Source organism: Aeromonas sp. Y311-2 (genome assembly GCF_027706025.1).
Lineage (GTDB): Bacteria > Pseudomonadota > Gammaproteobacteria > Enterobacterales > Aeromonadaceae > Aeromonas > Aeromonas veronii.
The window spans coordinates 154559-174959 of the sequence record NZ_JAPDCL010000006.1 but is presented as its reverse complement, the minus strand read 5'-3'; the positions used below and the strand labels follow the sequence as shown (position 1 = coordinate 174959).

At 60.5% G+C, this 20401-nt stretch carries 16 protein-coding genes, 1 tRNA gene, 1 pseudogene and 1 riboswitch; of the genes and pseudogenes, 8 read left to right on the top strand and 10 right to left on the bottom strand.

Annotation, left to right across the window (positions count from 1 at the left end; all coding sequences use genetic code 11):
• Positions 1–15 precede the first annotated feature (15 nt).
• Complete coding sequence (locus OKC42_RS08370) at positions 16–864, top strand: helix-turn-helix domain-containing protein (RefSeq protein ID WP_270819461.1); 849 nt, start codon at positions 16–18, stop codon at positions 862–864.
• Between the two features lie 12 nt (positions 865–876).
• On the opposite strand, the gene OKC42_RS08365 is transcribed toward OKC42_RS08370, so the two are convergent.
• Both OKC42_RS08365 and OKC42_RS08360 read right to left on the bottom strand, forming a co-directional pair.
• Positions 877–1653 (bottom strand): substrate-binding periplasmic protein, encoded by a 777-nt coding sequence (locus OKC42_RS08365; protein ID WP_270819459.1) that lies wholly within the window; start codon positions 1651–1653, stop codon positions 877–879.
• A gap of 391 nt (positions 1654–2044) precedes the next feature.
• A pseudogene (locus OKC42_RS08360) lies at positions 2045–3202 on the bottom strand (hypothetical protein); the annotation flags it as partial.
• A 223-nt stretch (positions 3203–3425) separates the two neighbouring features.
• Between OKC42_RS08360 and OKC42_RS08355 the strand changes: the two are divergent.
• Complete coding sequence (locus OKC42_RS08355; RefSeq protein WP_270819458.1) at positions 3426–3743, top strand: YnjH family protein; 318 nt, start codon at positions 3426–3428, stop codon at positions 3741–3743.
• A gap of 310 nt (positions 3744–4053) precedes the next feature.
• On the opposite strand, the gene OKC42_RS08350 is transcribed toward OKC42_RS08355, so the two are convergent.
• Positions 4054–5502 (bottom strand): catalase, encoded by a 1449-nt coding sequence (locus OKC42_RS08350; protein ID WP_270819457.1) that lies wholly within the window; start codon positions 5500–5502, stop codon positions 4054–4056.
• Between the two features lie 161 nt (positions 5503–5663).
• On the opposite strand from OKC42_RS08350, the gene OKC42_RS08345 reads away from it, so the two are divergent.
• Positions 5664–6161: a GNAT family N-acetyltransferase gene (locus OKC42_RS08345; protein ID WP_270819455.1), complete on the top strand. Its 498-nt coding sequence runs from the start codon at positions 5664–5666 to the stop codon at positions 6159–6161.
• Positions 6162–6165: 4 nt separating this feature from the next.
• Entirely contained in the window at positions 6166–7026 is an 861-nt protein-coding gene (locus OKC42_RS08340; protein WP_270819492.1) for an AraC family transcriptional regulator, read from the top strand.
• Positions 7027–7122: 96 nt separating this feature from the next.
• Here OKC42_RS08340 and OKC42_RS08335 read toward each other — a convergent pair whose 3' ends face one another.
• Entirely contained in the window at positions 7123–7710 is a 588-nt protein-coding gene (locus tag OKC42_RS08335) for a superinfection exclusion B family protein (RefSeq protein WP_005336432.1), read from the bottom strand.
• A 172-nt stretch (positions 7711–7882) separates the two neighbouring features.
• A riboswitch (yybP-ykoY riboswitch) is annotated at positions 7883–7990 on the top strand.
• A gap of 87 nt (positions 7991–8077) precedes the next feature.
• Between OKC42_RS08335 and OKC42_RS08330 the strand changes: the two genes are divergently transcribed.
• Positions 8078–9064, top strand: coding sequence for a sodium:calcium antiporter (locus tag OKC42_RS08330; protein ID WP_270819454.1), 987 nt, complete (start codon positions 8078–8080; stop codon positions 9062–9064).
• 67 nt (positions 9065–9131) lie between these two features.
• On the opposite strand, the gene OKC42_RS08325 is transcribed toward OKC42_RS08330, so the two are convergent.
• The 3 genes from OKC42_RS08325 to pepA form a co-directional block, all read right to left on the bottom strand.
• Complete coding sequence (locus tag OKC42_RS08325; protein WP_270819453.1) at positions 9132–11984, bottom strand: valine--tRNA ligase; 2853 nt, start codon at positions 11982–11984, stop codon at positions 9132–9134.
• Between the two features lie 64 nt (positions 11985–12048).
• Positions 12049–12504: a DNA polymerase III subunit chi gene (locus OKC42_RS08320; protein ID WP_040068777.1), complete on the bottom strand. Its 456-nt coding sequence runs from the start codon at positions 12502–12504 to the stop codon at positions 12049–12051.
• Positions 12505–12678: 174 nt separating this feature from the next.
• Positions 12679–14187 carry a leucyl aminopeptidase gene (gene pepA / locus OKC42_RS08315; protein WP_005336423.1) on the bottom strand — a complete coding sequence of 503 codons (1509 nt, stop codon included), beginning with the start codon at positions 14185–14187 and terminating at the stop codon, positions 12679–12681.
• 172 nt (positions 14188–14359) lie between these two features.
• On the opposite strand from pepA, the gene lptF reads away from it, so the two are divergent.
• Both lptF and lptG read left to right on the top strand, forming a co-directional pair.
• A complete protein-coding gene (gene lptF, locus OKC42_RS08310) occupies positions 14360–15472 on the top strand; it encodes an LPS export ABC transporter permease LptF (protein WP_270819451.1) in 1113 nt (370 codons plus the stop codon).
• Between the two features lie 25 nt (positions 15473–15497).
• Positions 15498–16568: an LPS export ABC transporter permease LptG gene (lptG, locus tag OKC42_RS08305; RefSeq protein WP_128814835.1), complete on the top strand. Its 1071-nt coding sequence runs from the start codon at positions 15498–15500 to the stop codon at positions 16566–16568.
• 74 nt (positions 16569–16642) lie between these two features.
• Here lptG and OKC42_RS08300 read toward each other — a convergent pair whose 3' ends face one another.
• Complete coding sequence (locus OKC42_RS08300; protein ID WP_167557201.1) at positions 16643–17176, bottom strand: RDD family protein; 534 nt, start codon at positions 17174–17176, stop codon at positions 16643–16645.
• A 143-nt stretch (positions 17177–17319) separates the two neighbouring features.
• On the opposite strand from OKC42_RS08300, the gene OKC42_RS08295 reads away from it, so the two are divergent.
• Positions 17320–17405: transfer RNA gene (locus OKC42_RS08295), tRNA-Leu, on the top strand.
• 234 nt (positions 17406–17639) lie between these two features.
• Here the strand turns inward: OKC42_RS08295 and OKC42_RS08290 are convergent.
• Entirely contained in the window at positions 17640–18263 is a 624-nt protein-coding gene (locus tag OKC42_RS08290; protein WP_064335250.1) for a PepSY-associated TM helix domain-containing protein, read from the bottom strand.
• Positions 18264–18327: 64 nt separating this feature from the next.
• Positions 18328–20370: a TonB-dependent receptor gene (locus tag OKC42_RS08285; RefSeq protein WP_270819448.1), complete on the bottom strand. Its 2043-nt coding sequence runs from the start codon at positions 20368–20370 to the stop codon at positions 18328–18330.
• Positions 20371–20401 lie beyond the last annotated feature (31 nt).

Here is a 20401-nt window from a genome sequence, read left to right as displayed (position 1 = left end):
TGGAAACGTGCCACCATGACCCAGCCATTCACCACAGATGCCTTGACCCGCAGTATGACCGAAGTGGTCGATGCCCTGCACAGCAGCGCCTTTGCGGCGGCGCTGGTGCGGTTGATCCAGCAACAGGTGGCGTTTGATTGCGCCCTGCTGCTCGGGGTGGGGCAGCGCCCCGTCTACCTCTACGACAACCTCAATCATCAGCGGGCTCTGTTGTTTGACCGCTACCTCACCAGCCACTTCAGTCAGGATCCCTTTATGCAGGCGCTGGAGCAGGGCTTGCCTGCCGGCGTCTGGACCCTGGCGCAGGTCTCCCAAGGGCGGCTCGATCCCGAATATCGCTACCACTTCTATCAGGCTACCGGCTGGCAGGAGGAGGTGGGGCTGATCCTGCCGGTGCGGGACGGGCTGACGCTGATGCTGTTTCTCGGGCGGCTCGACAAGCGCAGTACCCTCAGCCGTGACGAGCTGGCGAGGCTGGAGCAGCTGTTCCCGCTGGTGCATTCGCTCTGTCGTCAGCAGTGGCGGCAGAGCCAGCCGCTGTTGGCCCAGAGCACTGCGCTGCCAGACAGCTCCAGCCTCCGGAGTGCGGTGGAGCAGGCTATGTCGAGTGTCGGGGGGGATCGGCTTACCCGGCGCGAGCGGCAGGTGGCGGAGTTGCTGCTGCAGGGGCTGGATACCGAGGCGATTGCCGCAGCGCTCGGGATTGGCAGCGGCACAGTGAAGAATCACCGCAAGCATCTCTATGGCAAGCTGCGGCTCGGCTCGCGGGCCGAGCTGTTCACTCTCTTTCTGAACCACCTCATTACGGCGCCGGTGGAGGCATCGCAGGCGTCATCGGCGGGAGATAGAGAGAGCCCGCCATAGGGCGGGCCGGGGTTACTCGAGGCGCGGGATGGTGGGAGTGGTTTCGGGCAGGATACTGAGCAACTGGTAGCGCTTCATCAACTGCTTGTATTCATCCCCCTGTTTGACCTTGTCCAGCGCCTGTTGCAGGCGGGCAACCTGTTGCTTGTCTGCCCTCAGGTTGAAGGCGAAGCAGTTGTCCTGCTCTTCAATGATCGCGACGGTGACAAAATCCTCGCTGGGAAAACCCAACTCCTTGGCCTGATGGCGCAACATCACCTCGTTGCCCGCTACCAGGTCGGTGCGTGCCATGATCAGCTGGCGCACCACCTGATCCATGCGCTCCACCGACATCATATTGCCCGGGCTGATCCCGCGGTTGAGCAGCAACTGCTCCCCGACATCCGCCTGCATCACACCGATCTGCAGCTTGGCGAGATCCGCTTTGCTGGCCACTTTGGGGGCATCCTGCTTGCGGCCGACCAGCGCGACCCTGGAGTGGCTGATGGGGCAGACCCAGAGGAAGTGGGGATCCCGCTCCTTGGTGTGCGCCGTGGTAAAGAGCACGGCCTCTTGCTGCTGGGTCAGCAGATACCAGCCGCGGGCCCAGGGCAGAAAGTGGATGGGTTGCTCCGGCTCCCCCATTTCGCGCCACATCAGGCGCAGCAACTCGACCGCCAACCCCACAGGCTGACCATTTTTATCCTGGCCATTGAGTGGCATGTTCTGCTCCGAATAGTAGATAAGTGCCGGAGCAGGGAGCGCGATAAACAGGGCGAGAGAAGCGAGAACAGGGAGCAGACGACGCATGATGCACTCCTTATGCGGGTAGTTACCTAACAGTCTATGTGGCCTTTTTCATAACGTCATGATCCGGTAGCGGGATAAAAAACAGGCCACCTTGCGGTGGCCTGTCGGTTTATTTGAGCAGGGCTTCCATCTCTGCTTCTGCCTTGGCGCGAGCCTTGGCTTCCGCCGCTCTGGCGGCATCGGCGACGCTCTCTCCGGCCGTATGGGATGCGGCACTGACAGCCTGTTTGGCTGGATCGGCAACGGCCTTGGTTGCCTCTTGCTTCACGGTAGCGGCGGCACTGCTGACTGCCTGTTTGGCCGGAGCGACAACAGCTTTGGTGGCTTCCTGTGTCACGGTCGCCGCGGCACTGCTGACGGTCTGTTTGGCTGGAGCGGCAACAGCCTTGGTGGCCTCTTGCGTCGCGGTCGCAGCGGCGCTACTGACGGCTTGCTTGGCAGGAGTGGTAACGGCTTTGGCCGCTTCTTGCGTCACGGTGGCGGCAGTGCTGCTGACGGCCTGTTTGGCGGGGGCGGCCACAGCCTTGGTGGCTTCCTGCGTCACGGTTGCAGCGGCGCTGTTGACGGCTTGCTTGGCAGGAGCAGCAACGGCCTTGGTAGCTTCTTGCGCCGCGGTCGCAGTGGCGCTGCTGACTGCCTGTTTGGCCGGAGCGGCAACGGCCTTGGTAGCTTCTTGCGTTGCGGTCGCAGCAGCGCTGCTGACGGCTTGCTTGGCAGGAGCGGCAACGGCCTTGGTGGCTTCTTGGGTTACGGTCGCAGCGGCGCTGCTGACAGCCTGTTTGGCCGGTGTGACAACGGCTTTGGTGGCCTCTTGCGTCACGGTGGCGGTGGAGCTGCTCACCGCCTGTTTGGCGGGTGCAGTGACTGCGGTGGTTGCTGTGCGGGTAAGTGCGGTCGCGCTTTGGCTCACCGTTTGGGTGGCCTGCCCTGTGGCGTTGGCGGCTGCGCCGCTGATAGCCTGACTTGCGCTGTTGGTCAGAGAGCCGGCGACGCCGCGGGTCACTGTGCCCAGCGCGCTGCCAAGGGAGAAGGGGGAGGCGCCACTCTGACTGGTCGCTGCGCCGGTCAGGGCATTGGCCGCCGGGGTGAGCTGGCTGGTGGGGGTCTGCCAGCCCTGCATGGCGGTTGGCCAGGTCGGTGCCGTGCCTGCCAGATTTTCGCCGAAGGTCAGGGTGGTGCCATCCCCTTTTTGCAGCAATACCGACATCTGGTTGGTTTGCGAGTTCCACACCATCCCCGCCTGCTTGGCGATATCCGGCACCGGCGCATACTCGGAGACCACATAGAAAAGCGGCCCCTCCTGCTGTAACTTGTCGGCAGTCTTGAGCAACTGCATGGTGCTGTCGTAGTTGGGGCCAAGGATGGCTGTCATCCGATCCTTGATCAGGGGTTGTTCGAACAGATTGACCTCGTTCGGGTCAAAGCCGACCAGCGGCTTGAGCAGGGCCCACATCAGCTGGCTGGTGGGGCTCATCATCAGCAATGGGGCAACGCAGGCGGACAACATCAGGCTCAGGCAGGCCGCCTGAAGCAACGGCATGATACGCATTGGGATAATATCCAAATAACGATTTGATAAATAAGGTTATATTTTGTCAGGACGTGACAAATTCACCGGAAGTTTGCGCGTGGCAGCGAGAGGCTGCCCGCAGGCGCTGGCAGGCTACCATATTGGTTTCACAATGCCAGCAGGCAGTATGATTGTCAGTCAAGTAAACCACGGGGCTGGTCGACTCTTCGAGAGTGCCTCCCATCGCAACAGGATCCCCCTCATGAAAAATGTACTGCTCTGCCTGCTGGTCTCCCTCTGGCTCGCCCCCGCTCTGGCTGCGCCCAAAACCACTGTGGTGGGCGAGTCTGCCAGTCCCGAGCTGGTGCTGCCACTGGGTTCGCTGCCCGAGCGGGTCTGCTGGTTTGCGGATCAGAAATATTCTGAAGGGGCCCGCATTCTGCAGGGTGATATCTGGCTGGAGTGTGGCCCGCAGAACGACCTCGAGAGCAATGGCCCGCTGGCCTGGCGCTCTCCTGCGGTGGTGTTGCCTGCCACCCGTGGTGCGAAAGATCAGAAGACGATTTCCGTGGGTCAGTGAGGCTTTTCTTGATCCAGCTAAAGACATGGACGTGATCCCTGTCGCATAATGCAGCTCCTTTCTTCTCTTGGCTGGAACCTAAGAAATGGCTCGTCGCTCTTCCAATGCACAACGTCGTCGCAGTAGCTGGTGGTACAAACGCTTGTTGGCAAGGGAGCGGGAAGAGCGCGAAGCGCGTTCCGTCCGGGATTGATACAGCAGTGAAAACAGAGCCTTGGGCTCTGTTTTTTTATTTATCAAATACCGTCATGACGAGAACGGGGGCCATCAGGCCCCCGTTTTGTTTTTGCAGATGTTGCCTGCTTGCGGCTTAGCGCTGCAAGGCGGCCAGTGCCAGTTCGACCCGTTTGGCGTACTCGGGGTCGGCCTGCTCGAAGTGTTTGAGCTGGGCCGCGACGATGGCGTCATCCTCCACATTGATAAGGGAGCGGGCCAGGTTGGCGGCGAGCCGTGAACGCTGCCCCTCGTCCATGATGCGGAACAGGTTGCCCGGCTGGCTGTAGTAGTCGCTGTCGTAGTCACGGAAGTCGTAGTGCAGGGCGGCCCCTTCCAGACTCAGCGCCGGTTCGTGCTGCTCGCTCGGCTGCTGGGTGCCGAAACGGTTCGGCTGATAGTTGGGGCTGGCGCCGCCATTGCTGTCTGCCCGCATGGCTCCGTCACGATGGGCGCCGTGGTGGAACGGGCAGCGCGGGGCGTTGACCGGCAGCAGACCGTGGTTGACGCCTAGGCGATAGCGCTGGGTGTCGCCGTAGGAGAAGAGTCGCCCTTGCAACATGCGGTCCGGCGAGAAGCCGATACCGGGCACCACGTTGGCCGGGGTAAAGGCGGCCTGCTCCACATGGGCGAAGTAGTTGTCCGGGTTCTGGTTGAGCTCCAGCACGCCCACCGGGATCAGCGGGTAGTCGCTGTGCGGCCACACCTTGGTGAGGTCGAACGGGTGGATGTTGTAAGTCTGGGCTTCGGCCTCCGGCATCACCTGCACATAGACCTTCCAGCGCGGGAAGTCGCCCCGCTCGATGGCATTGAACAGATCCGCCTGACTGGTCTCCCGATCCTGCCCGACGGCGGTGGCTGCCTCTTCATCGGTGTAGAAGCTGTGGCCCTGCTCGGTCTTGAAGTGGAACTTGACCCAGAAGCGCTCGTTGGCGTCGTTGATAAAGCTGAAGGTGTGGCTGCCGTAGCCATTCATCTCCCGCAGGCTCTTGGGAATGCCGCGATCGCTGAACAGTATGGTGACCTGATGCAGGGATTCCGGATGGCGTGACCAGAAGTCCCAAGCGGCAGTGGCGTTGCGCAGGTTGGTGCGCGGATCCCGCTTCTGGGTGTGGATGAAGTCAGGGAATTTCAGCGGATCACGGATGAAAAAGACCGGGGTGTTGTTGCCCACCAGATCCCAGTTGCCCTGCTCGGTATAGAACTTGAGGGCGAAGCCGCGCACGTCGCGTTCGGCATCGGCGGCGCCTTTTTCACCGGCCACTGTGGAGAAGCGCAGGAATACAGGCGTCTGCTTGCCGATGGCGCTGAACAGATCGGCCTTGCTGAACTGGCTGATGTCGTGGGTCACGGTAAAGGTGCCGTAGGCGCCCGAGCCCTTAGCGTGAACCACCCGCTCGGGAATGCGCTCGCGGTCGAAGTGGGCGAGTTTCTCCATCAACCAGATATCTTGCATCAGGATGGGGCCGCGCGGGCCGGCGGTGAGGCTGTTGTTGTTGTCGACGACGGGGGCGCCGTTGGCGCTGTGCAGGGTCTTGTCAGTCATGGCTTCTCTCCTTGTTGATATGGGGCCAGCCTACGGATCTGCGCCGTGCTCGGCCAATGGGCTTTTCCTCGCCCTTTGATAGGCAAGACAAATGGGTGCTGGTGGGGGATGTGTAACCGCGCCGGATATTGCATGATGGAGGTTTCGAGAAGGAGCCTCATATGCAGATTACTATCCGTCATGCCGAACCCGCCGATGCCCCCGCCTTGCGGGATCTTTACGCCATGCCCAATGCCCAGGCGGGCACTTTGCACCTGCCTATGCCACCCCTTAGCCAGTGGCAGAAGCGGTTGGAGAGCGACTGCGTGGTGGCGCTGGTCGCCGAGGTCGACGGCCTGCTGGTAGGCCAGCTCTCGCTGCTGGTTGAGCCCAATCCCAGACGCAAGCATGTGGCCGGGATTGGCATGGGAGTGCGGGATGACTGGGCTGGCAAGGGGGTTGGCTCTACCCTGATGGCCGCGGCGCTGGATCTGGCCGATAACTGGCTCAACCTGCACCGGATTGAGCTGACCGTCTATACCGACAATGAGGCCGCACAGGCGCTTTATCGCAAGTTCGGTTTTACCGAGGAGGGGCGAGCCCGTGACTATGCCTTCCGCCAAGGGCGTTATGTGGATGCGCTCTATATGGCCAGAGTCGCGGGGGGCGCCAGTCGCTAACGGCATGGTCGACTATCAGGCCAGATTGCGCCCGGTGATCCGGGCGCTGGAGCAGAATCCCGATCTCTCCATCGAAACGCTGGCAAGCAGTGCCTGCTTGTCTTTCTACCATTTTCACCGGGTATTTACGGCTGTGGCGGGGGAGACGCCCGGGGAGATGTGTCGTCGTCTGCGCATTCAGCGGGCTGCTTGGCAGCTCTGCTATACCGATGCCAGTGTCACGGCCATTGCGTTGGGGGCGGGGCTCGCCAGCTCCCAGGCGTTTGCCAAGGTATTTCGCCGTTACTATGGTTGCACGCCGGGAGAGTTTCGCCGCGACAAGAGCAAGAATGGACACTTGATGAGCAAGGATGGACACGCACTTGTGCAGCCTAATCCTTATGCTGAGGGTCACTCATCAGCAAGGAGCAATACCATGAAAACCATCGAGATGGACGCCCGCACTCTGGCCTATATACGTGTCACCGGCCCCTATGGCGAGGGGTATGACCCCGTCTGCAGCAAGCTGCATCAGTGGGCCAGCGCCCGCGGTCTGGAAGGTGGGGAGTGGATCTTCATCTATCACGATAACCCCGAGGTGACTCCGCCAGCCCAGTGTCGCACTGACATCGGGGTGACGGTGCCTGCGGGGACGGTGGGGATGGAAGCGGTCGAGATCCAGCTTATTCCCGCCGGTCGTTACGCCCAGTCCCGTTATCTTATTACCGACCGCAGTCAGTATGGCCCGCGTTGGCAGGAACATATCGGCGACATCGTTGCTGCCGGGCTGGAGTTTGGCAATGGTCCCTGCTTCGAGCTCTATCACAGCATGAGCGATAATCCGGTGCAGGACGATGTCAGCTTTTGCTCCAGCCTAAAGGGGTAGGGCGCAACAAGACGCAAGGGATGTACAGAACGTCGCGCAGAAACGAGAGAGCCGGACAGTGTCCGGCTCTTTTGCATCTGGCGGATGGGGCGGCGGTTAGCGCTGGAACCCCTTCTGGGCGAACTTGGGACGGGCGTTCATGATCTGCTCCACCTGCTCGTCGCTCATCTTGCCGCGCGACAGCCCCAGCACCTTGTAGGTGAGCAGCGGTCGGGCGGGCAGGGCGATCATCAGGGCGCGGATCTGGTTCTCGTCATCCTTCTCCCGGGTCGGCTTGCCGTAGGCGTAGGTGAGGACGCCGGCATCCATCAGGTTTTTGACGGCGGGCTCGGTGATCGGCAAGTTTATGACGCTTTTACGCTGCAGCACGAACTCGCGCAGCACCGCTTTCTCGTTGAAGTCGAGGAAGCCGATCATCTGGGCCAGCTGGTCCTGCTGACGGCGCGCCTGCCACTCTTCGCATGCCCACTCCCAGGCGATCAGGAAGCCCTGACTGCAGAAGTAGGAGATGGCGATCAGCATGCCGACCCCCAGCCAGGCCGCATGATCCGCAGCCCACTGGCTGACGGCCCCTTTCATCAGCCCGGCCGGAAACAGCAGAATGATGCTGCAGCAGAGCAACAACCAGACCATCAGCCAATTGAGGCGGTTCAGTTGATAGAAATGTTGGATCCACCGTTTCATTGTTCATCCTTCCCAAACTGTTGTGGATAGTGAACTACCTACAGCAATCGGTGTGCCAACAGCGCAATGGTGGCGGGGAGGGGGCGCTGGTGAGGTTACATTCCCTTACAACTTATTGAATGAGTTGTCATTAATTTGCCTTGTGAGGCGGCGGTCGAGTTGCTAAAACGTCCCCTCAGTCATTGGGGAGTAGCAACCCGCCCGCATTCCGGGCCGGGCCCATGTCAACACTCTTGGGTCTTCGGATCCATGGCATGGGCGGCGATAGGCACTATCGCTCTGCAAGACCTTTGGCCTCGATATGCACGCCAGCCGGGCGAGCCATGTCGGGTCCATCGGTTATTCTGCTCGCCTGGCGGTATCTATTATGTTGATTACCCTGCTGTTATTTCTCGTCTCTGCGGTCACCATCTACCTTGCCTGCGAATACTTCGTCAACGGCATCGAGTGGACCGGCCACCACTTCAAACTCTCCCAAAGCGCCACCGGTTCGCTGCTGGCGGCACTGGGTACGGCGCTACCCGAGTGTATCGTGACCCTGACCGCTCTGCTGATGGGCAACACAACCGCCCAGCAGGAGATCGGCATTGGCGCCGCCCTTGGCGGGCCGCTGGTGTTGGCCACCATCGGCTATGCAGCGGTCGGTGTTACCCTGCTGCTTTGCATGGGGCGTACCGAACGGGCCATCGATGGCGAGGTGCAGCGCGAGATTGGCCGGGATCAGCGCTGGTTTATGGGTATCTTTCTGGTGGCCACTGTACTGGGTCTGGTCGCCTTTACCGGTAAGAGCTGGCTGGCCCCGCTCTTTGTGCTGGTCTACCTCGTTTATGTGCTGCGTGAGCTGAAACAGAGTGACAGTCACGAAGTCGAACTGCCGGAGCCCCTCAAGCTGGCCCCCGATGCGGGGATCCCGCCCCTTGGCAAGGTACTGCTGCAGACGCTGGGTGCGTTGGTGGTGGTGGCGCTGGCGGCTCAGCTGTTTGTTCATCAGCTGGAGAGCGTGGGCGAACTGTTTGGCCTCTCGCCGGTGCTGGCAGCCCTGCTGTTGAGTCCGGTGGCGACCGAGATGCCGGAGCTGATGAACGTGCTGATCTGGGTGCGACAGGGCAAGAATCGGTTGGCGCTGGCCAATATCTCCGGGGCCATGATGATCCAGGGCTCTATTCCCAAGGCGTTCTGTTTGCTCTTCACCCCCTGGCTGCTGGATGGCGCCATGATGGCTTCCTCGCTGGTGACGTTGCTGGCTGTGGGGCTGCTCTGGTGGGGGTTCAGAAAAGGAAGCATGACCGCCGGACGGCTGGCGCTGGTTGGTCTGCTCTATCTCGGTTTTTGCGGCTGGCTACTGGTGAGCTGAAACGGGAAGCGCGGATATGAAAAAGCCCCCTTGGCAGGGGGCTTTGTTGTATCGGTTGGGGCGGTGCTTACAGCGCGGCGATTTCAGCCTGCTGGGCTTCCAGCTTGGTCAGCTGGAGACGGTAATCTTCCAGCTTCTCGCGCTCTTTGGCGATGACCGCTTCCGGCGCCTTGGCGACGAAGGCTTCGTTGCCGAGTTTGCCTTCGATACGGCCGCACTCGCCCACCAGACGGGCAACCTCTTTGGCCAGACGGGCCAGCTCGGCATCCTTGTCGATGAGACCGGCCATCGGGATCATCAGCTCGGTAGCGCCGATCAGCTTCTTCACTGACAGCGGGGCGGTTTCACCGTCCGCCAGAACGCGGATGGACTCCAGACGGGCCAGCGACTTGAGGAAGGCCTCGTTGTCGGCGGCGCGCTGGGCATCCTTGGCATCGCACTGGAGCAGCACGTTGAGGGGCACGCTCGGTGCCACGTTCATCTCGGCTCGGATGTTGCGGATGCTGACGATGAACTCCTTCACCCACTCCTGATCCGCCATCGCGGCTTCGTCTACCTTGGCGGCGTCGAATTCCGGGAAGGCCTGAATCATGATGGTGTCGGCGTGTACGCCAGCCAGCGGCGCGACCGATTTCCAGATGGTCTCGGTGATGAACGGGATGATCGGGTGTGCCAGACGCAGCAGGGTTTCGAGCACAGTCACGAGGGTGTGGCGGGCAGCGCGCTGCTCGGCCTCGGAACCCTTGGTCAGCACCGGCTTGGTCAGCTCCAGATACCAGTCACAGAACTGGTTCCAGATAAACTCGTACAGTACGCCAGCCGCGATGTCGAAGCGGTAGGTATCGAGGGCGGTACGGAAGTCACGGATGGCCACTTGCAGCTGGGACTGGATCCAGCGGTCCGCCAGACTGAACTGCATCTCGCCGCAGTTGAAGCCACAATCCTGATCTTCGGTGTTCATCAGCACATAGCGGGAGGCGTTCCACAACTTGTTGCAGAAGTTGTTGTAGCCATCCAGGCGCTTCATGTCCCAGTTGATGTCACGACCGGTAGAGGCCAGCGCAGCCAGAGTGAAGCGCAGGGCGTCGGTGCCGTGGGCATCGATCCCTTCCGGGAACTGCTTGGCAGTACGCTTGGCGATCTTCTCGGCCATCTGCGGCTGCATCATGTTGCCGGTGCGCTTCTCCAGCAGATCTTCCAGCGAGATACCGTCGATCATGTCGAGGGGGTCCAGCACGTTGCCCTTGGACTTGGACATCTTCTGGCCCTCTTCGTCGCGGATGAGGCCCGTGATGTAGACGGTCTTGAAGGGGACTTGCGGCTGTCCGTTTTCGTCCTTGATGAAGTGCATGGTCATCATGATCATCCGGGCAATCCAGAAGAAGATGATGTCGAAGCCGCTCATCAGCACGTCGGTCGGGTGGAAGGTCTTGAGTGCCTCGGTGTTGTTCGGCCAGCCCAGAGTGGAGAAGGTCCACAGGGCGGAGCTGAACCAGGTGTCGAGCACGTCTTCGTCCTGACGCAGTACGGTTACGGCCGGGATGCTGTGCTTGGCGCGCACTTCGTCTTCGCTGCGGCCAACGTAGACGTTGCCTGCATCGTCATACCATGCCGGAATGCGGTGACCCCACCACAGCTGACGGGAGACGCACCAGTCCTGAATGTCGCGCATCCAGGAGAAGTACATGTTTTCGTACTGCTTCGGCACGAACTGGATGCGGCCATCTTCCACCGCCTCGATAGCGGTCTTGGCCATCGGTGCCACGCGCACGTACCACTGGTCGGTCAGCATCGGCTCGATGGGCACGCCACCGCGATCGCCGTAAGGCTGTTGCAGCACGTGATCCTTGATCTCGTCCAGCAGACCCAGCTCTTCCAGCTTGGCCAGAATCGCCTTGCGGGCAGCGAAGCGCTCCAGACCGGCGAACTCGGCCGGGAGGGCAGCGTCGTAGGCAGTGCTCGGGTTGCCGTTGGTGTCGACCACTTCGGCTTCGGCACGCACGTGGGCGTCCAGAGTGAAGATGTTGATCATCGGCAGGCTGTGGCGCTTGCCCACTTCGTTATCGTTGAAGTCGTGGGCCGGGGTGATCTTCACGCAACCGGTGCCCTTCTCCATGTCGGCGTGTTCATCGGCAACGATGGGGATCAGACGGTTCACCAGCGGCAGCAGGATGTGCTGGCCGATCAGCGCCTTGTAGCGCGGGTCTTCCGGGTTCACGGCCACGGCGGTATCGCCCAGCATGGTCTCCGGACGGGTGGTGGCGACGATCAGGTAATCCTTGCCTTCGGCGGTCTTGGCGCCGTTGGCCAGCGGATAGCGCAGGTGCCACATGTGGCCCTTGATCTCGCGGTTTTCCACTTCCAGATCGGAGATGGCGGTGTTGAGTTTCGGATCCCAGTTCACCAGACGCTTGCCGCGGTACATCAGGCCATCTTCGTAGAGACGAACAAACACTTCCTGCACGGCGGCGGAGAGACCCTCATCCATGGTGAAGCGCTCGCGCTCCCAATCCACGGAGTCGCCCAGACGGCGCATCTGGCGGGTGATGGTGCCACCGGACTCTTCCTTCCACTGCCAAATCTTGTCGATGAAAGCATCACGGCCGTAATCGTGGCGAGTCTTGCCCTCTTCTGCGGCGATCTTGCGCTCAACCACCATCTGGGTGGCGATACCGGCGTGGTCGGTACCTGCCTGCCACAGGGTGTTCTTGCCCTGCATGCGGTTGTAGCGGATCAGGGTATCCATCAGGGTTTGCTGGAAGGCGTGACCCATGTGCAGGCTGCCGGTGACGTTCGGCGGCGGGATCATGATGCAGAAGGAGTCTTTGCTGGTGTCGCCGTGGGGCTTGAAGTAACCCTGGGCTTCCCAGTGCTGATAGAGCGCCTGTTCGATGGCGTTGTGATTAAAAGTCTTTTCCATGGTCTCGCCGTAATCTGGATGGATGGAGTCTGGTGTTGATTCTTTATGGATCAATTGGTTGCAGTCAGGGCTGCGCCGGATCCGGTGCGGCAAGGACGGGCTGATCCCTCATTTCGAGGGTATGGCCTGCCTGGCGATAGTGCTTGTAGCGCTCGCGGGCTTGCTGCTTTTGTGTTTCGTCAGTGGGGACAAAATCTACCACTTGAGCGAAGTGTCCTGCAAACAAAGGTGTCGCAGTGGCCAGATTGATGAGGCGGGCGTAGCGCCGTTTCGGTGGCTGATAGCCGATCTCCACCGGGGCCATGCCGCTTTCGCCTTGCAGCTGGTGCGGCACGAAGCGCTCCGGCGGCAGTTGCCACAACAGCTCGTCGAGGCGCAGGGCCTGGGCCTCATCGTTGCAGAACAGGTAGATATGGCCCGCCCCCCACGACTCGGCCGCAAGAGTGCAGGCCAGTCGCTCGACCGCAGAGGCCTGCGCGTCATCCTGTTCGCTCATCAGGTAAAAGGTCACTTGGCTCATCAGGTTGATCCCGTTTTGCGGTGACGGACTGTTGACCGCCTCATGAGGCTGACGGGGCGTTTCCCGTCCGCAGCTCACTGATTCAAGAATGAAACAAGGAAGAGGCGGGCCTCTTCCTTGTGGTTCAGGGTAACGCCAACCCTTTTGATGCACGCATCAGAAGGGATGAAAAAGTTACTCTTTCTCTTCGATATCCACGCCAGCCCGGTTCAGCAGGAACTGGGTCAGCAGGGGCACCGGACGACCGGTGGAGCCTTTATCCTTGCCACTCTTCCAGGCAGTCCCGGCGATATCCAGGTGGGCCCAGTTGTACTTCTTGGTGAAGCGTGACAGGAAGGCGGCTGCGGTGATGGTGCCGGCCGGACGACCGCCGATGTTGGCCATGTCGGCGAACGGGCTGTCGATCTGCTCCTGATACTCGTCAAATAGCGGCAGACGCCAGGCGCGATCACCCGCCTGTTCGGAGGCGTTGAGCAGCTCGTGGGCCAGCGGGTTGTGGTTGGCCAGCAGACCCGAGGTGTGGTGGCCCAGCGCGATGACGCAGGCACCGGTCAGGGTCGCCACGTCGATGACGGTTTCCGGATCGAAGCGGTCCACATAGGTCAGCGCATCACACAGCACCAGACGACCTTCCGCATCGGTGTTGAGCACTTCGATGGTTTGGCCGGACATGGAGGTGAGAATGTCACCCGGACGATAGGCGTTGCCACCCGGCATGTTCTCGCAGCCTGCCAGTACGCCGATGACGTTGATCGGCAGTTGCAGCTGGGCCAGCGCATGCATGGTACCGAGCACGGAGGCAGCGCCACCCATGTCGTACTTCATCTCGTCCATACCGTCGGCCGGCTTGATGGAGATGCCGCCGGAGTCAAAGGTTAGACCCTTGCCGACCAGCACGATGGGCTTGGCATCCGGATGACCCTTGTATTCGATGATGGCCATCATGGCTTCATTGTCGGAGCCGCGGGCCACCGCCAGATAGGAGTTCATGCCGAGCTCGGCCATCTCCTGCTCGCCCACCACCTTGGTGGTGATGTTGTCGTAGGCATCGGCCAGACGACGGGCCTGGGAGGCCAGATAGGCCGGGTTGCAGACGTTGGGCGGCATGTTCGCCACGTCGCGGCAGACCCGCACACCCTTGGCCACGGCCAGACCGTGAGCGATGGCTTTTTCACCAATGGTCAGTTCCCGACGCGTCGGCACGTTGAATACCAGCTTGCGCAGCGGGCGACGTGGCTCGGCCTTGTTGGTCTTGAACTGATCAAAGCTGTAGAGGCCCGCCTTGGTGGTTTCTACCGCCTGGCGCACCTTCCAATAGGTATCCCGACCCTTGACGTGCAGCTCGGTGAGGAAGCAGACCGCTTCCATGGAGCCGGTTTCGTTCAGGGTGGTGATGGTCTTGTTGATGATCTGCTTGTACTGGCGTTCGTCGAGTTCCCGCTCCTTGCCGCATCCGACCAGCAGTACGCGCTCGCTGAGCACGCCCGGTACTTGATGCAGCAGCAGCATCTGGCCTGGTTTCCCTTCCAGGTCACCACGGCGCAGCAGCGAACTGATATAGCCATCGCTGATCTTGTCCAGTTGTTCGGCAACCGGAGAGAGGCGACGAGGCTCAAATACGCCGACTACGACGCAGGCGCTCCGTTGCTTCTCTGGACTGCCACTCTTTACACTGAACTCCATGGAATCTCCTACATCCTAAAGACAAAAGGCACCTTTTATTGAATAATGCGGTGCTTGTTGGGGTATCAGAGGCGGAGCGAACAGCCACAGGCTCCGCAGTTCAAACTGGTAAAAATCCAATATACGGCCCTATTTTTCAGGCATTCGACTAAAAACACAAGTTTACTTGGGAATGACTGTGATCGTTTTCCGATATTTGTTCAGGGAAACCCTGAAAACCCAGCTGGCAGTGTTATTCGTATTGCTGCTTATCTTTGTCAGCCAACAATTTATCAAGATCATCGGTGACGCCGCCGATGGCGAGGTGCCGACACGTCTGGTCTCCACCCTGCTGCTGCTCAACTTGCCCAATATGGCGTTGTTGATGCTGCCTATCAGTCTCTTTTTAGCCATTTTGTTTGCCCATGGTCGCCTCTACGCCGAAAGCGAGATGACGGTGATGCATGCGGTCGGCTTCAGCCACCGTTTTGTGATGCGCAGCGCCATGTTGCTGGCCTTGCTGACGGCGGTGGTTGCGGCGTTCAACACTGGCTGGATCGCCCCGCAGGCCAAGGAGCGCGAGTATCAGGTGATCGACGAGTTCAAGTCGGATCCGGGTATCTCCTTCCTGCAGGCGGGCCGCTTTATGGAGCTCGACAAGGGGCGTCTGGTTGCCTATATCCAGGATTTGAACGACAACGGCTCAAAACTGCAAAAGATCTTCGTGCTGCAGCGGGCGGAGGGGAACAATCCTCCCTCGGTGGTGGTGGCGACCGAAGGGGTGGTGACGGTCGATGAGAACGGTCTGCAGTGGCTGACTCTGATGGATGGTTCCCGCTACGAGGGGTACTTCTCCGGCAAACAGTTCCAGATCTCCGATTTTCGCGAATATGGTCTGGTGATCCGCCAGCAGGAGATGGAGCGTTCCAACCGCAAGGCAGCGGCCAAGCCGACCATGGAACTGTTCGGTACCCAGGACAACGCCATGATGGCGGAATTGCAGTGGCGTATCTCGCTGCCCCTCTCCATTCCGGTGCTCACCCTGCTGGTGGTACCGCTGGCGCGGGTCAATCCCCGTCAGGGGCGCTACGCCAAGCTGCTGCCGGCCATCATGCTCTATCTCTCCTACTTCCTGCTGCTCAGCGCCGCCCGTTCGGCCATCGACAGCGGTCGGCTGCCCTACTGGCCGGGGATGTTCCTGGTGCCGCTCGGTTACCTGCTGTTTATCGGCCTGCCCCTCAATGTGCAGGGCACCAGCTGGTGGAACGGGGTGAAAGGGCGCTATTTCAACAGAAAATCAGCATGATGCTGCAACATAGGAACTTCTGCTGATGTTTGGCATTCTCGATAGGTATATCGGTAGGGTCATCTTTATGTCGATCCTGCTGTGTGAAATCACGCTCGTTGGCCTTGCAGCGCTCATCAAGTATGTGGAGCAGCTCAAGTCGGTCGGTGACGGCAATTACGACATGCTCAACGCCCTCTACTATGTGCTGCTTTCGATGCCAAAAGAGGCGGTGCTCTTCTTCCCGCTGGCCGCGCTGCTGGGTGGCCTGATTGGTCTGGGTCAGCTGGCGACCAGTTCCGAGCTGGTGGTGATGCAGGCGGCGGGTCGCTCCAAGATCAGTATCGTGATGGCGGCGCTCAAGACGGCGATCCCGCTGATGATCATGGTGGGGTTGATGGGGGAATATGTGGCCCCCATCGCCAAGCGGATGGCCGATGACATCAAGGCGGGCGCGCTGTCCGAAGGTCGTCTGACGGTTTCCGCCTACGGGGTGTGGGCTCGCGATGGCAACAACTTCGTCAATATCAACGGGGTGCGTAACGATGGCGCCCTCACCGGCATCACCCTCTATCGCTTCACCCCCGAGCGCAAGCTGATCGACGTGGTGCAGGCGCAGGAGGGGGTGTTTGAGCGTCACCACTGGCTGCTCAAGCAGACCCAGGTTACCCGCTTCGACGACCCGGCGCAGATCCGCAGCGAACAGCATGACAAGATGGAGTGGAGCTCGGAGCTGACGCCCAAGCAGCTGGGGGTGGTGAGTATCGACCCCGAGAACCTCTCGGTCTCCGGTCTGCTCGACTACATCGGTTATCTCGATGCCAACAAGCAGGATGCCGGTCGCTACAAGCTGGAGATGTGGCGCAAATTGCTGTCACCGCTCTCGGTGGTGGCGATGATCCTGCTGGCCTCCTCCTTCATCTTCGGCCCGCTACGTTCGGTGAGCATGGGGGCTCGGATGCTGATGGGGATCATGACCGGCTTTGCCGTCTATGTGAGTGATCGGGTGTTTGGCCCCATCAGTCTGGTCTATGCGGTACCGCCGATTCTGGCGGCTATTGCGCCCAGCCTGCTGTTTGGCGGCATCTCCTTCTACATCCTCAGCCGCAAGCAGTAACCCGCACGAGGTTATGAGGAAATGCAAAGAGGGCACCTGTTGGTGCCCTCTTTCGTTGCTGCATTGCTTCGGTATTACTTGTTAAGCAATTCCAGATTTTCCTGCTTGCTCAGCACGATCACTTCGCACTCGGCCCAGATATCCTGAAACGCCCGCGGACGCTGGCGGTTGAACAGGCACATCAGGTTGCCCAGACCAAAGGCGGCGGTGGCGAGACGGATCAGCGCCTGGGTAATACGGATATGGCTGCCATCTTCGTTCTGAATGCGCAGCCGCCAGGCGCGCATGCCGACGGTCTGGCCAGCGCGGGTCCAGAACCAGGTGTAGAAACCACAGATGACGAAGGCGAGCCACAGGGTGTAGATCAGGCTCAGGTGGTGGCGGGTCAGCAACCAGACGGTATCTTCACCCGCGGGTACGCTGGCCATGCCGGTGACCAGCAACAGCTTGGCGACACCCATGCCGATAAAGCCGGCGATGATCAGCAGCGAAGTCACCACCAGCGCATCATAGATGAGGGCGCCGAGGCGACGCATCAGACCCGCTGACGGGTATGGCTGAGTGGCGGGAGAGGGGGATTTTTGTTGGACTTTTTTAGGCTTGGCCATCGTTTTTATTCCATTAAGATGATGGCGGCATTCTATGTAACTGGCCCCGCATCGGCAAGGCGTTGAATAAATGAACAAACGGGAGTGTTCAATCGAAAAACACCTTGCATGGCATCGCGCCATTCGTATAATCCCTCGCAGTTGCCCGGGTGGCGAAATCGGTAGACGCAGCGGATTCAAAATCCGCCGGTGAATAACCGTGTCGGTTCGAGTCCGACCCCGGGCACCATAAAATTCATGACAAAAGGCCATCAGCAATGATGGCCTTTTGTTTTTTGGCGTTCCTGCGCATTGGTGCGTTGCTGCTGAGCAGGCAGTACTTCCCGTTACCTCTTGGTATCCCTTCTCTTTTGCCGCTCTCCGTTATTTCCTTTTCTTGATGTGGCCGCCGGCATCACCGCCAGCGGTCTGTTTCTATTGCGTTTTTTTCCAAACCTTGCTGCATCAGAACATGGTTGCCGTGCTATCCCAGCAGGGCAAACAGCAGGGTACCGAGGGTGCCAGCGAGCGTCAGCGCGATGATGGCTCTGGGTGTACCGTGCAGCTTGGTCCACATAAACAGGCTGGTGAGGGCGAGCAGCAGCAGGGCCAGGGCGGCGATATCGCCAAACAGCTGCCAGCCGAGGCCGGTACCCATGCCGCGGTGCAGCCGGTTTAGGCTGGCGGCAAAGTTAGCCAGTTGCAGGTCGGTACGTACCAGCAGGGTACCCTCAACATAGCTTGCGGCCACGCTCTGGCTGAGGGTGACGCCGCGCATCTCCCACTTGGCGGGCAGGGTGAGCGGGCCGTTCGGGGTGGGCAGGGTCTGGGCCGGGGTGATCATGGTTCGCCCGTCGGCAAAGGTATCGGGATAGCGCTGTTGCAGCAGGCTTTTCAGCTGCTCCGGGCTGGCGAGCGGTGCCTCCAGCACTATCTCTTCACTCGATTTGTCGGTGTGGGGGCCGGGGATGGGCAACACGGCACGGTGTTGCAGCCAGAGACCGGTGATGCCGTACATCAGCATCAGGGCGAGGGTAAAAAAACCGGCCCAGGCATGGAGGCGGCGTACCCATTTGTTGTTGTGAAGGGGAACTCTTCTGCGTTTCATCGTGGTTGCTTCATAAAAAAACTGGCCAGCAAGGGCTGGCCAGTCAGGGTGGTTGTCACAGAGATCAGAAGCGGTAGGTACCGGTCAGACTCAGCTGACGGGGTGTACCCGGCATGATCTGGGTGGCACTGGTGGCGCTGACAAAGTACTCGTGATCGGTAAGGTTTTCGGCGCTCAGCTCGGCTTCCCACTGCTGCCAGCGATAACCGGCGCGCGCATCGAAGCGGGCGTAACCGGGCAGTGTGGTGGTGTTGGCGTTGTCGGCGAAGCGATCGCCCACCGCCGTTACGCCGGTTTCACCGAACCAGCCCTGCTCGCCACTCTTGTAGCCGAGGTAGAACTGGCCATTCTGGCGGGAGACGTTCATCGGGCGCTTGCCCTGCAGATCCGCATCCGCCTTGACCTGCTCCGCATCCTGAATGGCAAAGCCGCCACGCAGATAGATCTCGTCGGTCAGCTCGGCACGGGCGCTCAGCTCGATCCCTTCGGTTCGTTGCAGGCCGGTGAGGATTACCTTGGTGGGATCCAGCGGATCCTTGGTGCGTTTGTTGTACATCTCCAGTCGATAGAGGGAGAGGGTGGTCGCCAGCTTGCCGTTCAGCCAGTCACTCTTCACACCTCCTTCGTAGAGGCGGGTGTGCTGGGGTTCCAGCCCGTTATTCTTGTCACCCGGGGTGATGCCGATCAGCTCGCCGCCCACCGGAGTGAAGGTCTTGCTGTAGGAGGTGTAGAAGGCGTGATCCTCGAAGGGATTCCACACCAGGCCGAGGCGCGGGCTCAGGCTGTTGACCGAGACGCTCTCCTCCTTGTTGAGGTCGTAGCGGCGACTGGTGACGGTGAAGTCGTCACGGCGTAGTCCGCCAACCAGATGCCAGTCACCCAGGCTGAGCTGATCCTGCAGATAGAGGCCATTGCCGCGCACCTTGTGTTTGGCGTCGCTGGAGAGCTTCATGGCGCCATTGTAGGTAGGCAGTGAGCCCGGGTCGTAGGGGTTGCCGGACGGGATGGCGGTGGCGTTCTGGTAGAGCTTGGGTGTGCGCTCCTGCCAGTTCTGCTCGAAGCCAACCAGCAGGCGATGTTCCACCGGGCCGGTCTGGAACAGACCCTCGGCCTCGGTGTTGCTGATCAGGTTCTTCGCTTTCAGATCCTGCTGCCAGCGGGAGCGGGTCACCTTATCCCCTTTGACGCTGGTGACATAGGTGTTGTCAAACTGGCTGTCGAGGGTGGAGTAACCGAGCTGCTGGCGCAGTTGCCATTGATCGTTGATATCCCAGGAGAGTCGTGAGCGGGTGGATTGTGCCACGTCATCGATGAAGTCGCGGCTGGTATCGCTGTAAACATACTCTCGCGGCACATCGGCCGGACGGCCATTGACCCCGGGAATGCCGCGATCCGGGGTGCGGTCATGTTCGTTGCGCTCGTACTGCACCAGCCAGTTGAGGTTGTCGCGGATCTCCCAGTTGGCGGAAGGGGCCAGCAGAGTGCGCTTGCTCTTCACGCCGTTGCGGAAGCTATCTTTGTCCTCTTGCGCCATGTTGAGGCGCAGTTGCACCTGCTCACTCGCCTCGCCATTGAGGTCGGCGGCCAGCCGCTGGCTGTCAAAGCTGCCGACCCGGGCGGTGACGCTGGACTCCTGCCCTTTTTGCGGCTTCTTGCTGACTCGATTGACGATGCCCCCCGTGCTGCCGCGGCCGTAGAGCACGGCAGCCGGGCCCTTGAGCACTTCCACTCGCTCGATGTTGCCGAGATCCCGGGTGTACTGCATGTCGTCGCGGAACCCGTCGAGATAGAAGTCGTTGCTGGCGCTGAAGCCGCGGATATTGACTCCATCGAAGCGGGTATCACCGCTGGCGTTGACCCCGGGAATGCCGCTCAGGGCTTCACTCAGCGTCGGTTGGCCGAAGGCGGTCAGCTCGCTGACCTTGACGCTGTCGATGGTCTGGGGCACCAGCTTGGCTGGCGTATTGGTACGGGTAGCGGTGGCAACTTCCTGATGCTGGGAACGTTTGCCAACCACAGTCATGGTTTCATCGGCGGCCTGGGCTGTGAAGCCGGTGCCCAGCAGTGCCAGCGAGACCAGCGTTCTGCGAAAGTGAGGGTGCTGCATATTCAATATTGACTCTTTGGATGTCGACCTG

What these genes read in the sequence shown, in the direction of transcription:
- OKC42_RS08370 (WP_270819461.1), top strand. Translation starts at nt 16, where the DNA reads ATGACCCAGCCATTCACCACAGATGCCTTGACCCGCAGTATGACCGAA.
- OKC42_RS08365 (WP_270819459.1), bottom strand. Translation starts at nt 1,653, where the DNA reads ATGCGTCGTCTGCTCCCTGTTCTCGCTTCTCTCGCCCTGTTTATCGCG.
- OKC42_RS08355 (WP_270819458.1), top strand. Translation starts at nt 3,426, where the DNA reads ATGAAAAATGTACTGCTCTGCCTGCTGGTCTCCCTCTGGCTCGCCCCC.
- OKC42_RS08350 (WP_270819457.1), bottom strand. Translation starts at nt 5,502, where the DNA reads ATGACTGACAAGACCCTGCACAGCGCCAACGGCGCCCCCGTCGTCGAC.
- OKC42_RS08345 (WP_270819455.1), top strand. Translation starts at nt 5,664, where the DNA reads ATGCAGATTACTATCCGTCATGCCGAACCCGCCGATGCCCCCGCCTTG.
- OKC42_RS08340 (WP_270819492.1), top strand. Translation starts at nt 6,166, where the DNA reads ATGGTCGACTATCAGGCCAGATTGCGCCCGGTGATCCGGGCGCTGGAG.
- OKC42_RS08335 (WP_005336432.1), bottom strand. Translation starts at nt 7,710, where the DNA reads ATGAAACGGTGGATCCAACATTTCTATCAACTGAACCGCCTCAATTGG.
- OKC42_RS08330 (WP_270819454.1), top strand. Translation starts at nt 8,078, where the DNA reads ATGTTGATTACCCTGCTGTTATTTCTCGTCTCTGCGGTCACCATCTAC.
- OKC42_RS08325 (WP_270819453.1), bottom strand. Translation starts at nt 11,984, where the DNA reads ATGGAAAAGACTTTTAATCACAACGCCATCGAACAGGCGCTCTATCAG.
- OKC42_RS08320 (WP_040068777.1), bottom strand. Translation starts at nt 12,504, where the DNA reads ATGAGCCAAGTGACCTTTTACCTGATGAGCGAACAGGATGACGCGCAG.
- pepA (WP_005336423.1), bottom strand. Translation starts at nt 14,187, where the DNA reads ATGGAGTTCAGTGTAAAGAGTGGCAGTCCAGAGAAGCAACGGAGCGCC.
- lptF (WP_270819451.1), top strand. Translation starts at nt 14,360, where the DNA reads ATGACTGTGATCGTTTTCCGATATTTGTTCAGGGAAACCCTGAAAACC.
- lptG (WP_128814835.1), top strand. Translation starts at nt 15,498, where the DNA reads ATGTTTGGCATTCTCGATAGGTATATCGGTAGGGTCATCTTTATGTCG.
- OKC42_RS08300 (WP_167557201.1), bottom strand. Translation starts at nt 17,176, where the DNA reads ATGGCCAAGCCTAAAAAAGTCCAACAAAAATCCCCCTCTCCCGCCACT.
- OKC42_RS08290 (WP_064335250.1), bottom strand. Translation starts at nt 18,263, where the DNA reads ATGAAACGCAGAAGAGTTCCCCTTCACAACAACAAATGGGTACGCCGC.
- OKC42_RS08285 (WP_270819448.1), bottom strand. Translation starts at nt 20,370, where the DNA reads ATGCAGCACCCTCACTTTCGCAGAACGCTGGTCTCGCTGGCACTGCTG.